The organism is Vibrio sp. 378 (assembly GCF_033339435.1).
The window spans coordinates 62,784-76,009 of record NZ_JAWOUO010000008.1 but is presented as its reverse complement, the minus strand read 5'-3'; the positions used below and the strand labels follow the sequence as shown (position 1 = coordinate 76,009).

At 43.2% G+C, this 13,226-nt stretch carries 11 protein-coding genes and 3 pseudogenes; 3 read left to right on the top strand and 11 right to left on the bottom strand.

Annotated features, from left to right (window positions below):
- Nucleotides 1-387: 387 nt before the first annotated feature.
- The 6 genes and pseudogenes from R7Q48_RS31725 to dctP form a co-directional block, all read right to left on the bottom strand.
- Nucleotides 388-741 (bottom strand): annotated as a pseudogene (locus R7Q48_RS31725) (methyl-accepting chemotaxis protein); the annotation flags it as partial.
- A gap of 180 nt (nt 742-921) precedes the next feature.
- A pseudogene (locus R7Q48_RS31720) lies at nt 922-1,608 on the bottom strand (PAS domain-containing protein); the annotation flags it as partial.
- 257 nt (nt 1,609-1,865) lie between these two features.
- Nucleotides 1,866-2,183, bottom strand: coding sequence for a hypothetical protein (locus tag R7Q48_RS15905; protein ID WP_256902638.1), 318 nt, complete (start codon nt 2,181-2,183; stop codon nt 1,866-1,868).
- 221 nt (nt 2,184-2,404) lie between these two features.
- Nucleotides 2,405-3,679, bottom strand: coding sequence for a TRAP transporter large permease (locus tag R7Q48_RS15900; RefSeq protein ID WP_130545546.1), 1,275 nt, complete (start codon nt 3,677-3,679; stop codon nt 2,405-2,407).
- Nucleotides 3,673-4,071: a TRAP transporter small permease gene (locus tag R7Q48_RS31715; RefSeq protein ID WP_369426530.1), complete on the bottom strand. Its 399-nt coding sequence runs from the start codon at nt 4,069-4,071 to the stop codon at nt 3,673-3,675. Before R7Q48_RS31715 ends, R7Q48_RS15900 begins: the two co-directional genes overlap by 7 nt.
- Before the next feature lie 86 nt (nt 4,072-4,157).
- Nucleotides 4,158-5,135, bottom strand: a complete 978-nt coding sequence (gene dctP, locus R7Q48_RS15895) for a TRAP transporter substrate-binding protein DctP (RefSeq protein ID WP_130545544.1) — start codon at nt 5,133-5,135, stop codon at nt 4,158-4,160.
- A gap of 329 nt (nt 5,136-5,464) precedes the next feature.
- On the opposite strand from dctP, the gene hisD reads away from it, so the two are divergent.
- Nucleotides 5,465-6,757: a histidinol dehydrogenase gene (gene hisD / locus R7Q48_RS15890; protein ID WP_256902637.1), complete on the top strand. Its 1,293-nt coding sequence runs from the start codon at nt 5,465-5,467 to the stop codon at nt 6,755-6,757.
- Nucleotides 6,758-6,889: 132 nt separating this feature from the next.
- Nucleotides 6,890-7,912: a LacI family DNA-binding transcriptional regulator gene (locus tag R7Q48_RS15885; RefSeq protein WP_130545542.1), complete on the top strand. Its 1,023-nt coding sequence runs from the start codon at nt 6,890-6,892 to the stop codon at nt 7,910-7,912.
- Between the two features lie 122 nt (nt 7,913-8,034).
- Here the strand turns inward: R7Q48_RS15885 and R7Q48_RS15880 are convergent.
- From R7Q48_RS15880 to R7Q48_RS15865, 4 genes and pseudogenes are all read right to left on the bottom strand, one after another.
- A pseudogene (locus R7Q48_RS15880) lies at nt 8,035-8,257 on the bottom strand (transposase); the annotation flags it as partial.
- Nucleotides 8,258-8,445: 188 nt separating this feature from the next.
- Nucleotides 8,446-8,748, bottom strand: coding sequence for a hypothetical protein (locus tag R7Q48_RS15875; protein ID WP_054574367.1), 303 nt, complete (start codon nt 8,746-8,748; stop codon nt 8,446-8,448).
- 205 nt (nt 8,749-8,953) lie between these two features.
- Nucleotides 8,954-9,892 carry an alpha/beta hydrolase gene (locus R7Q48_RS15870; protein WP_042521901.1) on the bottom strand — a complete coding sequence of 313 codons (939 nt, stop codon included), beginning with the start codon at nt 9,890-9,892 and terminating at the stop codon, nt 8,954-8,956.
- Nucleotides 9,893-9,964: 72 nt separating this feature from the next.
- Nucleotides 9,965-10,879, bottom strand: a complete 915-nt coding sequence (locus R7Q48_RS15865) for an alpha/beta hydrolase (protein WP_256902636.1) — start codon at nt 10,877-10,879, stop codon at nt 9,965-9,967.
- 128 nt (nt 10,880-11,007) lie between these two features.
- Between R7Q48_RS15865 and R7Q48_RS15860 the strand changes: the two genes are divergently transcribed.
- Nucleotides 11,008-11,937: a LysR family transcriptional regulator gene (locus R7Q48_RS15860; protein WP_130545540.1), complete on the top strand. Its 930-nt coding sequence runs from the start codon at nt 11,008-11,010 to the stop codon at nt 11,935-11,937.
- A 68-nt stretch (nt 11,938-12,005) separates the two neighbouring features.
- Here R7Q48_RS15860 and R7Q48_RS15855 read toward each other — a convergent pair whose 3' ends face one another.
- On the bottom strand, nt 12,006-13,199 hold the full coding sequence (locus R7Q48_RS15855) for an acetate/propionate family kinase (RefSeq protein WP_053350660.1): 1,194 nt from the start codon (nt 13,197-13,199) through the stop codon (nt 12,006-12,008).
- Between the last annotated feature and the right edge of the window lie 27 nt (nt 13,200-13,226).

Sequence of the window (13,226 nt, the reverse complement as noted above, 5' to 3'; positions counted from 1 at the left end):
ACTCACAAAATATGGAACACACAATAGCGCAGCAAGAGAGTTTTACTGCGCTATTGTGTAAATTTGAAAGGGGTTTGTGTCGAGCGAAAAAGTGAAAGCCCGATCCTCTCCTGTATTGTTGTCACGCAGATTGAAGTTCTGCTGCTAGATACATTAAATGCAGGCAAAGTCTTAAGGCAAGCCTTTTCGCATACTAAATTACTTTAGCATTCTATACAGCAAGCAAACTGGCTAAAACCGGTACCGGGTATCGAACTACCTCCCCTTCAAAACGCTTAACTTGACTGCGGCAGGAGTAGTATTGCGACTTCAGCGCTCCTCAATACAGGTTGAATAAGGCGAATTGCTTTTTACCCATCGCCCCTACAATGAAAACTTATTGATTAACTACAACGAGCGGTTAAATTGCTCCACGGCCTCTACAACACGGCTAGCGCCATCTTGTATTTCATTCATCACATTGCCTGCTTTTTCAGAGAGCTCTAGCGTATCTAGTGCTTCTTTTTGGCATTTAGCGATCAGCTTAACTGCGTTATCTGTTCGCTGTAGGTTTTCACTTACCATTGTGACAATTTCATCGGTGGTTGCATTGGTTCTTGTAGCAAGCTGTCTGACTTCATCAGCAACAACGGCAAAACCTCTACCATGCTCACCCGCACGAGCCGCTTCTATCGCCGCATTTAACGCCAATAAGTTAGTTTGGTCAGCGATACCACTGATGCTATTTACCAACTCGCTAATACGCGATGAGTGCGCTTTAAGCTCGTCAATCGCGGTGTTCGCTTGCTGCATTTGCTCGGAAAGTATCTGCATCTTTTCTAACGTTGAGCCTATAACCTCTTGCCCTTGCAGGGTTTGTGTTCCAGTTTCTTGGGAGATTTCGTTCGCCAATTGCGCAGCCTGGGCCATTTTCTGTTCCTGCATCACCTGCTGGGTAATATCTGTCGCGAACTTAACGACCTTGTAGAGCTCTCCTCTGTCGTTATGGATAGGGTTATATGAAGCCTCTAGCCACACCTCTTCACCATAACGGTTAACTCGTTTGAATCGCTCTGATGAAAATTGCCCTTTTGCTAAACGTTGCCAAAACTCACGGTAAGCTTGAGAGCTCGACTCTTCCTGATCACAAAACATGCGATGATGCTTCCCTAGAATCTGATCAAGCGTATAACCCATTGTGTTTAGGAAATTATCGTTGGCTTTTAAAACATGGCCATCTAATGTGAACTCAATCACCGCCATAGAACGACTTAATGCATTTAGCATGTCCTCTTGCTCACGGGATGATTTGATCGTTCGCGTAAGTTCAGAAGCAAAAACAAAAAAGCTTTCTACTTCTCTGCGCTCATTTAAAACAGGCTGGATAATCGTTCTTAACCAGGCTTCCTCATCATTACCTTTCTGTACTTGCAATGCCCCATTCCAGAACACTTTATCTTGGACGGCTTTCTTCATTCGATGAAAGTGGTCTGTATTGCGCGAATTTGACGGTACCAATTCAGTAATTGATTTCGTTAAGATCTCATCATCATGTAAGAAAAGTTCTTGCTGTAGTTTGGTATTTGCAGAAGTAATGAGGCCTTTACTATCCAATGTTAAGCGGATCATCTCTTCATCTAAACTGGTTTGGATTTGCTGCAGGATTTGCAACTCCTGCTTTAATCGTTGATTTTCTTGTTGAAGCGACTTATTAAAAAACATGACTTTCTCTCATTCGACCGACCTTCGGACTAGTCAAAGGTTTATTATTTGTATACCGAATAACCTGCAAGCGGCAAAATCGTTTGGTTGCATATTCAAACGCGATTTCTATTTCTCATCAAAGGACCCCGCTGGGAATACGGCGATTTTTTCTACAGTGTAACCTAAGCGCAGTATACTGAAATTTCTTCAGCGCCCAAGCTGTTTATATATTTATCAATATTAAAGCTCTTTATCGCCAGTTTGAGGTTTGTATTTGTGGATGTACTTATATGGAAAATTGGTGTGTTCAGATCAATAAGTCTTTCCATCAAAAAAGGGCTTTGACTTAGTTCCAATAATTTTTGCCGTTTTATCGCTGTTCCATCCGCCGTTTGAGCGATTATCCACTCCTTATTCGCTTGTATTTCTATTAACAACGCACGGAGGAACCAGTAGCTCCATACCGACCAACAAGATTTTGGACATAAACGCGTTAGCATAGTCCCTCTAAAACGCTTATGTCAGATTAGAAAAAGTATCTTGAATCACCCAAGGAGAATCATCGAGGTAAGGTCATCACCAGAAAAGATCGCACAATCTACTTATATGGAGGCATCGGGTTTGTTCAACAATAGGATTAAGCGCTGGCTTCGCAGCGCTTAATCCTTGTTTGCTTACTTTTACTTCTGAACCTCAAACCCGTTGCTAGGTGTCAGTCAAACTACCCAAATAGGTATTTTGGCAGAGCTAACGTCAAAGATGGAAAAACATTCACCAGCACCAACACAATCAGCAATGGTGGAATGAAGAATGCCGTGTACTTGGCCACATCCGTGACGCTGGTGTTAGATACACCACTGAGTACGTACAACACCGTTCCAAATGGTGGCGTAAGTGTGCCTATAATCAGGTTAAGAACGATGATAATTCCTAACTGCACAGGATCCATACCAAAGCCTAACACCATGATTGGATAGATAATTGGTACTAACAGGTTGATTGCTGCTACGGTTTCCAAGAACAAGCCAACCGTCAATAACAATAAGTTTAAAAAGAGAAGTACCATCCAAAAAGAATCTACACCGCCCAATACAAATTCTGACATGGTTTGAGGTATCTGCTTAGTGGTCAGTATCCAAGCAAACAGGGTAGCTGACGCAATGATCATTAGTACCTGGCCTGATGTTTTCGTAGAAACTACAATGCACTCAACAAAGGACTTAAACGAAAACTCGCCGTAGAAAATTGTTAAACACAAGGCATACAGACAAGCGATCGCAGCGGACTCTGTTGGACTGAAGGCTCCGGTAAATATCCCGCCGAGAATAATGAATGGTGTCATCAATGATGGGAACGCCCTTCTTAAGGCTTGCCAAATTTCACTCCTACTTGCCTTCCTTTCATTCGGACATTTCAAGCTATCAGAAAATACATAGATCATAACCATCAACGACAAAGCCATCATAAGCCCAGGCACAACACCTGCGGCAAATAACTTCTCAATTGATTGTGACGCAACGATCGCATAGATGATTATGGACATGCTAGGAGGAATTATAGGACCAATGATTGATGAAGCAGCAGTGACCCCAATACTCACCTTTTCACCGTAGCCGCTTGACCGCATTGCCTTAATCGTAGTTGCGCCAAGACCTCCCGCATCTGCAACGGCGGCTCCAGACATACCAGAGAATATAACGCTAGAGAATACATTCACATGAGCCAGACCACCTTTAATATGGCGCACACAAACAGAGGCAAACTCAAAGATCCGTGCGGTAATACCGCCAGTATTCATTAGATTTCCAGCTAAGATAAAAAAAGGTATGGCGATAAATGTAAATGAATTTACCCCTGAAACCATGCGTTGCAGCGCGGTGGTTTCCGATAACATTGGATCAGTAAGTACAATGGCCAAACTTGCGAAAGTAACACTGAACGCAACCGGCACCCCCAAAACAACTAAGACCAATAAGGTAATGAACCCAATCAACATGCGTCTTTTTCCTTATATAAGTTAATCAATGAAGTAACAACAATGAGCGCACCGGTGATCGGAATTACGGCATAGAGATATGATTGGCTTACTTCCAGTGAAGGACTTGAAAAAAATCTCATTTTGTAAGCAAATTCATAACCATAGTAGGAGAGAAAGACTCCGACACAGATAGTCGACAGGTATCGGATTGCATTTAGCGCTAGATAGACTCTGCGATTCCCTCCCCTTAGAACCCTCCTCCACACGTTATCGATGGCGATGTGCTGCCCACGAAGGAAGAGTGATACTCCTGTTATGAAGGTCACCCAAACAAGGAGGTATCGACAAAGTTCAATTGCCCACTCGAATGAAACTTGAAAAACCTCTCTTGCCACAATATTCACTGACATAACCAAAAACAAGACCAGGAACAAGAACGCACAAAAGTACTCATCAAATCTATTTAGCAAATGCATCATTTACCCTCGCAGGCCAATTAAAGTTGCTGGATTATCGTGTACAAATCACCGTACTTCTTCCAATATCCTGCGTAGTCATCAGACATTGATTTTGTCTTTGCCTGAAACGCTTCACGGTCTGTTTGCGTAACTTTGACACCCTGACTCTTCATGAATGTTAAAGCCTCGTTATCTGCTTTAACGACTTTGTTTGCTGTATCTTGTGCTGAGCGCTCGAATTCATCTAGTACAACTTGACGGTCATCCGCGCTTAACGCTGCTAGCGACGCGTCGTTAACTGCAAAGTGCACGGCAGTAATAACATGTCCAGTAAGACTCAACTCGTTACCCACTTCATAGAACTTCATTGTCTGAATTGATCCTAGAGGGTTTTCTAGGCCATCGACCATGTTTTGACGCATAGCAAGATACGCCTCTGTGTATGGTACCGGTGTTGGTTTGCTCCCCATCGCTTTCGCATAAGCAACAGTGATAGATTGCTCTGGCACTCGAAGTTTAAAAGAGTTCATGTCTTCAGGAGACGTCACTGGTTTGCTGCCAATTACGTGTCGTACGCCCCATGAACTCGAACCTAGCAAGTGAACATTGAACTGATCCTTAAAGTCATCGAACATCTGTTGGGCAATATCACTTGCGAAGAAGCGCATTAGGTGATCGGTATCTTTGAAGATATATGGCATTTCAGTTATCACCATGGGCTTAAATACATTTCCCAACTGACCTGAGCTGATTTCAGCGATGTCAACACCACCAGTAATTACTTGCTCGAGCAATTCCTGCTCTGAACCCAACGTACCATTCGAGAAGATCTCAATTTTCACACGGTCATCAGTTTTACTGGCAATTCTATCGGCTATCTCTACCGCGCTGTCATGCCATGGATGCGATGAATCATAGATATGACCTAACTTAAGAACTGTCTGAGCAGTACTTGTGAATGGAACAGCTAACAAGAGCGTTAACCCTATTGATTTCAGTCGTTTGAAATGACGCATACCCTTCTCCTTGTAATATTTCTTTTACTCCCCAACTTCGCATCACAACTTTTTCACTCATGACAACGAAACTAAAGACCACTCCACTGAATACCTATTCAGAAGAGTCGATAAGTTAGTGAATAAAAAGAAAAACAACTGTGATCGCCTTCAAACAACAATTAATTAACATTATAGCAACCAATTTTGTACGAATAGATCACATTTCTGAGGGTGGACGGTATCCTTTCTACTCCTTAATCGGTTATTTATTGAATACGTATACAGCGCATTAATCTTAAATATTGCGCTCAGGTTAGGTACATAACAAGGTGAATAGGTAGAACAGTATGATCAATTACTTAAAGAACGGTATTGACGTTGAAGTAGCTAAAAACAATGACGAAAGTGTACGCACAACGGTGGAAAATATTCTTTCACGAATAGAAAGTAAGGGTGACACTGTCATAAAAGAGCTCTCAGAGAAGTTTGATAACTGGAGCCCAGAGCAATTTCGATTGACTGATGAGCAAATCAAAGCGTGTGTCGATGCCCTGACAGAACAAGAAAAAGAAGATATCGAGTTTGCTCAGGCACAAGTTCGTCGTTTTGCCGAAATCCAAAGAAACTCTCTTAAAGACGTAGAAGAAGAAACCTTGCCTGGCGTGTTTCTTGGGCACAAACACATTCCTGTAAACAGCGCCGGTTGCTATATTCCAGGTGGAAAATATCCACTTGTCGCTTCAGCACACATGAGTGTACTGACGGCTAAAGTAGCTGGCGTACAACGTGTAATCGCATGTGCTCCTCCTTTTAACGGGAAGCCGAACACGTATGTCGTAGCGGCAATGGCAATGGCGGGAGCAGATGAAATATATTGCATGGGCGGAGTACAAGCTGTGGGTGCAATGGCCATTGGTACGGAAACCATTGCTCCAGTTGATATTATTGTAGGTCCGGGCAACGCTTTTGTCGCAGAAGCCAAGAGACAACTCTTTGGTCGTGTTGGAATTGATCTGTTTGCCGGTCCAACAGAGACAGTAGTCATTGCTGATGAGATTGGATGCGACCCTGAACTCGCTGCCGCAGATTTACTTGGCCAAGCAGAACACGGCTACAATTCCCCGTCAATTTTATTAACAAACTCGCAGGAGTTTGCAGAAGAAACCATCCAAGAAATCGAAAGGCAACTCAAAGTCCTTCCTACAGCTGAAATTGCGTCAAAGGCATGGGCTGATTATGGGCAGGTTATAGTCTGCGATACATATGAAGAGATGGTACAAGTTGCGGATGAACTGGCTTTCGAGCATGTTCAGGTAATGACGAAAGATCCAAAGTATTTCCTCGATAACATGACGAACTTTGGTGCCCTATTCCTAGGCAAAGAAACCAACGTGTCATACGGTGATAAGGTCATTGGTACTAACCACACACTGCCTACAAACAAGGCAGCTCGATATACAGGCGGGTTGTGGGTCGGTAAGTTCATCAAAACGTGCACATACCAACGTGTAAGTGAAGCAGCCTCACTCAAAGTTGGCGAGTATTGCTCGCGCCTTTGTGCTCTAGAAGGTTTTGCGGGGCATAAAGAGCAAGCGGACATTCGAGTTCGCCGATACAAAGCGACTGAAGAGCAGGTGTAAGCTCCACATAGGTTCACCTTCATTAAGTGACATGTATAAACAGTGAAGACTTAGTTCAATACTGAGTTACCAAATAAGAACGTTGCGCATTGTTGTCGTCTATGCGCAACGCTTATACTATCGTGGAGCTAATTGAAAAATAGAAAATCGATGATGGAAAGAAACAGAAAAGCTAACTCCAAGGATGTCGCAAAGCTAGCAGGAGTCTCTCAGGCATCGGTATCCCGAGCTTTTACACCAGGGAGCCAAATATCAAAGGCTAATAAAGAAAAAATACTCGAGGCTGCCAAACAACTTAACTATGTACCAAATGCGATGGCCAGAGCGTTAATTTCAAGTCATTCAAACTGCATTGCTATAGTTCAGCCAGTATCCAAGAACCCTTACTTTTACGCCAAAGTACTACAGAAGTTGCTTGAACTCTTGCAAGCAGAAAACCAACGTGTTGTTCTTTTTAGCCAAGACGATAAAAATGTTGACGACATTCTACCTCTGATAGATCAATACCAAGTAGACGGTGTCATTATGGCCAGTGCTACGGTAGATGCAAAACTCATTAATCAATATGCTAATCGCGGCATCGAGTTTAGTTTCATTAATCGTTCAGTACCTAATGTCTATGCCAGCTCTGTTTGCACTGATAATTATCAATCCACAAAAGACCTGATCACTTACCTAGATTCAAAAGGACACAAACGATTTGCATGTATTGCAGGTAATAAAAATGCATCAACAACGATCAGCCGAGTCGAAGGTTATCTCTCACGTATCGAAGAACTAGAGCTTGAGAACATAGGCGTATTGTATGATGACTTTTCTGTAGATTCAGGTTACCACAGCCTGTTATCTCTACTCGAAAATTCCGACAAAAGACCAGACGTTGTGATGTGCGGGAATGACGAAGTGGCGATTGGTGTAATTAATGCAATCAAGGAGCACACTGAACTCAACATCCCCGACGATATTGCAGTGACTGGGTTTGATGATATCGAGGCCGCCAAATGGTTTCCATACAGTCTCACTACCATCGAGCAGCCCATAAATCAGCTTTGTGAAGTCACCGTGTCAGATCTTCTAGAAAGAATTCGTTCCCCAGACAAACAACCCATCAATATGTCGATAAAAGGGGCGCTTATCAAAAGAAAATCTGCGTGATTGGATTTTCCGACGCTCAAAAAAAACCACCGGCATAGCAGGTGGTTTTTCATATGCGCCTGCAAGGCTTTCTTGCTAGCCGCTCCCTAACAGGCGCTCAGTGATCTGACATTTGTATATGACTATCGCTTGCGGCCCTTAAGCGGGCCACCTAGATATGGGTTCGACAACTGGTCTCCCATTTTATCCAGCTCTGGTTGGTGCATAATGTAGCCGTGGATCTTGCTGGTGTTTTTGCCCACCGCATCAACATAGTACCCTCGACACCAAAACTACCGATTTCTATATTTGAACTTCAAGTCCCCCAAACTGATCACAAAGCATCAAGCTACTTTTTCCTTTTAGCGATTAGTTTTAGTAGGTCAAATAGCTATCCAGTAAAATGAGTCGCACTGCACTCTAAACAAGGATTGGGGCAAAGATAAGTTTGGCAGAGAAAGCCCAAGCTTAGTCTTCAGGCTTTATATCAAAACTCATAAAATGAAGCTTTGGATGCCTAAAACAACCCTAACTCACTTCAATTGCTGCCCGCACTAACACTTTTGTTTTGTATCGTAACTGATTTGCTTACTGACGTTCTTTAGTTGCACTCCTGCCTTATTAAATGCCTTTTGAATAGTTGTGGAAACATGCTGGCGGCCCTCTCCTTCAAAAAAGTTAGCTCGATCTTGCTTCGTTTCGAATACGCAGACTATTTCTAAACTTTGTGGAAAAGAAGAGAATTTGACGGTATGAGTCACCCAAAGAAAGCCATCGTAGCCTTTTAGCGTATCTTCACAAACTTCGGTCAACACTTCTCTAATTAGATTCTCGACCTTCTTATCTGATTTGCGCATAAATTAAACTTCATTCCTATCTAACGCCTTTAATTAGGTTTCAGTGTACATTGTCTTAAACAGTATTTGGCAGTGGTATTTAGTCAATAGCCTGTAGATGAGGTTATTCGCACGAAGATTTACCGACCTACTCGCTTCGAACTACATCTTACGCTGTTAAAAATAAGCGCTTTGCAACTCTACAAAACGCTTCTAACTTATTAGATTATTTTAAGTGTGTTTCAAGGAATGCAGAAACCTTGTCCATTGCAATGCCGACTGCTTCTGGATGGTCATACAGTTCATAGTGAGACCAGTTTTCCAAATTAACCAGCTGTCGGTCTTTTGATTGAACAGAGCGGCCATAAATTTCCTGCCCATCACGATAAGCACCAAACGCCCCGACTTTTTGCCCTACCACGGCCATAACAGGCTGAGTCAATAACATTTCGGCAAATGCAAAGGCATCCCAGCTCAGTGTTTTCTGTGCATGTGAAAACAGCATACGAGTTGCACCACCTTCGGTTTGTCCACGTGATGTTTTGTAGTATTCAGTAGCTTCGAACACGTCTCGTTCTGTTAACCCATTTTCTTTTGCAAATTCAATATTTGGAGGAAGAAGTTCATCGATTTTCAGCTCTGAGCCGCGAGCTTCGGCTGTTCTCTGTGCAGCCATAGCTTCAAGATTGGCGATAGGGTCGTACATACTAAAGCCTTCACGGAACAAGCGGCCTAAGTTAACAGGCGTAATACCTACGACAGCTTTCAAGCGCTTTTCGGTTAGGGCTGAATTGATCATGTAACCACCACCGCCGCAGATACCGAGTCCACCAATTCTATTCTCATCGACATATGGTAAAGTTACTGCATAGTCGATAACGCGACTGATATCTTCAACACGTTGACTTGGGTCTTCTACGTAGCGAGGCAATCCCCCCGATTCTCCTTGGAAGCTCGCGTCAAATGCGATCACGACGTAACCTAACTCAGCAAGGGCTTTACCATAGACAGCGCTGGATGTTTGTTCTTTACAACTACCAAAAGGATGAACACTTATCATTGTTGGGTAGCGTTTCGATTCATTGAAGCCTTTTGGGAATAAAATTAATGCAGACATATCCCAAACCATATCAGCATTTCTAAAAGTAATTTTTTGCATATTCATAATCAATACCTTAAGAGTAAAAAGCCTTGAGAGCAGAAAGGCTCGAAGCAATTGAGCCTTTCATCGGGAATATTAAAGAGTGCGTTGGAAGAAAGATGCGAGTTGGGATACTGCGTCATCGACGTATTCGGCAACATCATAAAGCGACATATGGTTTGCACCATCAATGGCATACAAGGTTTTATCTGAACTCGCTGCACGCTCTATCAGGTCATCACTCATCCATTTGCTGCCTGCGTCACTACCAACGACAGCAAGAATTGGCTGAGTTAGGAATGCTTCCGCTTTGTGGTACGCATCGTAAGTAATGATCTGGTTTAAGTTACGAGTTAGAGCAAAACCCGGCGCATTTGGATGTTCACAACGTGGTGTGTGGTAATACTCCCAAGCTTCGCGTAGCTCTGCATTTGAGGCATCTTCTTCACGCATCGGAGCTAGAGGAATAGTCGCGAATTCTGTACCATTCGTGTCGGTTGTGCGAGCATTCGAACCAAATTCTAAGTAACCAACAGCGTCAGCATCGTTAACCGAATTATCCCAACCATTACGGAACATTTGGCCAATGTTTACGGCACTAACCATACCCAGTGCTTTGATTCGACGATCATTGATCGCTGCATTTGCACTATAGCCCGCACCAGCACAAATCCCCATTGCGCCAATTTTATCGTTATCGACGTACTCTAACGTTGCCAGATAGTCGACGACTGCGCTCACGTCTTCAGTACTCGTGTAAGGGTTTTCCATTTGGCGAGGCTCACCTGTACTTTCACCTTGATACGAACGGTCAAACGCAATGGCAATTATGCCGCTTTTTGCAAGTTTACTCGCATATAGGCCTGCGGTTTGCTCTTTTACGCCACCACCTGGGTGTGAAACAACAACCGCCGCATATTGTTTACTTGCATCAAAATCTGTAGGGAAGTTGATAACCGCTGAAATCTCAATACCTTGACCATTGAGATTTTTGAAAGTGACTTTAGACATAGCGACATTCTCCATTAGAGGTTAACTGTTCATCTCAGGCTGACCTAAGCTTCGAGGTAATATTAGTCAACACACTGTTTCGGATAAATATCGTTTTATCTACATGACTGTTTAGTTATACTTAACAAATGAGAATAGAACCTTCTTTAATTTCATCACTGACGTGGTTTGCACATATTGCTCGCCATCGCAGTTTCACTAAAGCAGCCTTAGAAATGGGAGTAACCCGTGCTGCCTTATCACAACACCTAAAAGCGTTAGAACAACAGCTACAAGTTCGGTTAATTAATCGAACCACCAGAAGTATGTCGCTGACGGAAGAAGGCCAACGTCTGCTTGATATTTTGCAACCTTCATTGGTGAACATTGAGCAGGTCGTTAACGAATTGAACGACTCTCATCTTGAGCCTTCGGGATTAATCCGTATCAGTGTATCAAGAACCGCTGCTCGGCTGCTTATTGAGCCCTATCTAGGTGAGTTCCTCTCTCGTTATCCTAAAATACGCCTAGAGCTAATCATGGATGATGGGTTTTCTAACATCGTCGCAGAGGGCGTTGACGCTGGCATTCGCTTAGGATTAAGCTTAGATGAACATATGGTTGCGATCCCTATTACTCCGCCGTTAACAACGGCAATAGTGGGCTCTCCTGAATACTTTAGGCAAAATGGACTACCTCAAACTCCTGAGGATTTAGAAGGTCACAATTGCCTTGCTTATCGTTTTACCTCTAGCGGAACAATTGATCATTGGTCGCTAACCTCTCCAGATGTTGCAAAGCGCACCCTCGTTTTCGAGCCTAAAGGCAATGCTATTTTTAATGATGACTATAGTATGTTACAAGCTGCAATACAGGGTGTGGGTTTAGTGAAGCATATTGATTTATGGGTGGAAAAGCACATAGATGAGGGAAAATTGACCCGAGTTCTGACACCTTGGTGCAAAGAGTTTCCAGGGTTTTATTTATATATGCCTTCACGAGAGCATATGCCGAAAAAAATCCGCGTCTTGATGGATTTTTTAATCGAAAAGCGCGAAGCTCTGAAACTCAAAGAGTAATTACCAAATTGCTTTAAATAAAAAAGCGAGCACGAGGCTCGCTTTTAACTTTCTGTTTTCGTTATATATTACAATAGCTCAACCGATTGTTTAGCTATCACAAATTCCTCGTTAGTAGGAATAACAAGAGCTTTGGCACCTAACAACTCAGATGCTGCAATAACACCTGCGTTACCAAATCTTGCATCTTCGTTACCTTTCTCATCTTCAACAAAACCTAACAGTTTTAGGTTTTTCAAGATTTCACGACGAATTGGTAGTGAGTTTTCACCAATACCACCAGTGAAGATGATGCCGTCTAATGAATCCAGAGCCGCGAGGTAGGATGTAATGTATTTCGCAACGCGGTAAGTGAAGATCTCAAATGCCAACTTCGCACGTGAATTCCCCGCTTCCATTGCTTCTAGTACGCCACGAGCATCACTTGTCACACCAGATACACCTAAGAAACCTGACTTCTTGTTCATCATCTCGAACACTTCGTCTTTTTCCCAGCCTTTACGGAAAAGGAACTCGATAACACTTGGGTCGAGGTCACCACAGCGAGTACCCATCATTAGGCCAGCTAACGGCGTCAAACCCATACTTGTATCAACACATTCGCCATTTTTAACCGCACTCACTGATGCACCGTTACCTAAGTGCACAGTGATAAAGCTGCTTTCTTCAACCGGCTTATCTAGCATTTTCGCTGCTTCACGGCTTACGTAGTAGTGGCTTGTGCCGTGAGCACCGTAACGACGCACTTTATGCTCTTCGTAAAGCTCGTAAGGAAGTGCGTACATAAAGGCTTTGGCTGGCATTGTTTGGTGGAAAGCAGTGTCAAATACAGCAAATTGAGGCAGTGAAGGGAACGCCGCCATTGCCGCTCTCATGCCTTCAGCGTTCGCTTTGTTATGAAGTGGTGCAAGTTCAGCAAGGCGCTCTACTTCTTGAATAACTGTTTCATCAACTTTCACAGTTCCTTTAAAGGTTTCACCGCCTGCGACAATGCGATGGCCTACAGCGACAAATTTTGAGCTCAAACCTAGAGTTTCGAGTAGTTTTACCACTCGCTCAACAGCGTACTGATGATGGTTACCGCCAGCTGGAATTGCTTCAACGGTTTTTTCTCCCTGATATTTCCAACTGATTTCAGCTTCAGGTAGGCCAAAACACTCACCAATACCTGATACCAAAGCTTCACCGGTTTCAGAATCAATAACAGCAAATTTTAATGAAGAGCTACCAGAGTTGATCACCAGTACAAACGAATTAGACATGAAATAGTTATCCTGTTGTAGAGCAGA

What these genes read in the sequence shown, in the direction of transcription:
- R7Q48_RS15905 (WP_256902638.1), bottom strand. Translation starts at nt 2,183, where the DNA reads ATGCTAACGCGTTTATGTCCAAAATCTTGTTGGTCGGTATGGAGCTAC.
- R7Q48_RS15900 (WP_130545546.1), bottom strand. Translation starts at nt 3,679, where the DNA reads ATGTTGATTGGGTTCATTACCTTATTGGTCTTAGTTGTTTTGGGGGTG.
- R7Q48_RS31715 (WP_369426530.1), bottom strand. Translation starts at nt 4,071, where the DNA reads ATGTCAGTGAATATTGTGGCAAGAGAGGTTTTTCAAGTTTCATTCGAG.
- dctP (WP_130545544.1), bottom strand. Translation starts at nt 5,135, where the DNA reads ATGCGTCATTTCAAACGACTGAAATCAATAGGGTTAACGCTCTTGTTA.
- hisD (WP_256902637.1), top strand. Translation starts at nt 5,465, where the DNA reads ATGATCAATTACTTAAAGAACGGTATTGACGTTGAAGTAGCTAAAAAC.
- R7Q48_RS15875 (WP_054574367.1), bottom strand. Translation starts at nt 8,748, where the DNA reads ATGCGCAAATCAGATAAGAAGGTCGAGAATCTAATTAGAGAAGTGTTG.
- R7Q48_RS15870 (WP_042521901.1), bottom strand. Translation starts at nt 9,892, where the DNA reads ATGAATATGCAAAAAATTACTTTTAGAAATGCTGATATGGTTTGGGAT.
- R7Q48_RS15865 (WP_256902636.1), bottom strand. Translation starts at nt 10,879, where the DNA reads ATGTCTAAAGTCACTTTCAAAAATCTCAATGGTCAAGGTATTGAGATT.
- R7Q48_RS15860 (WP_130545540.1), top strand. Translation starts at nt 11,008, where the DNA reads ATGAGAATAGAACCTTCTTTAATTTCATCACTGACGTGGTTTGCACAT.
- R7Q48_RS15855 (WP_053350660.1), bottom strand. Translation starts at nt 13,199, where the DNA reads ATGTCTAATTCGTTTGTACTGGTGATCAACTCTGGTAGCTCTTCATTA.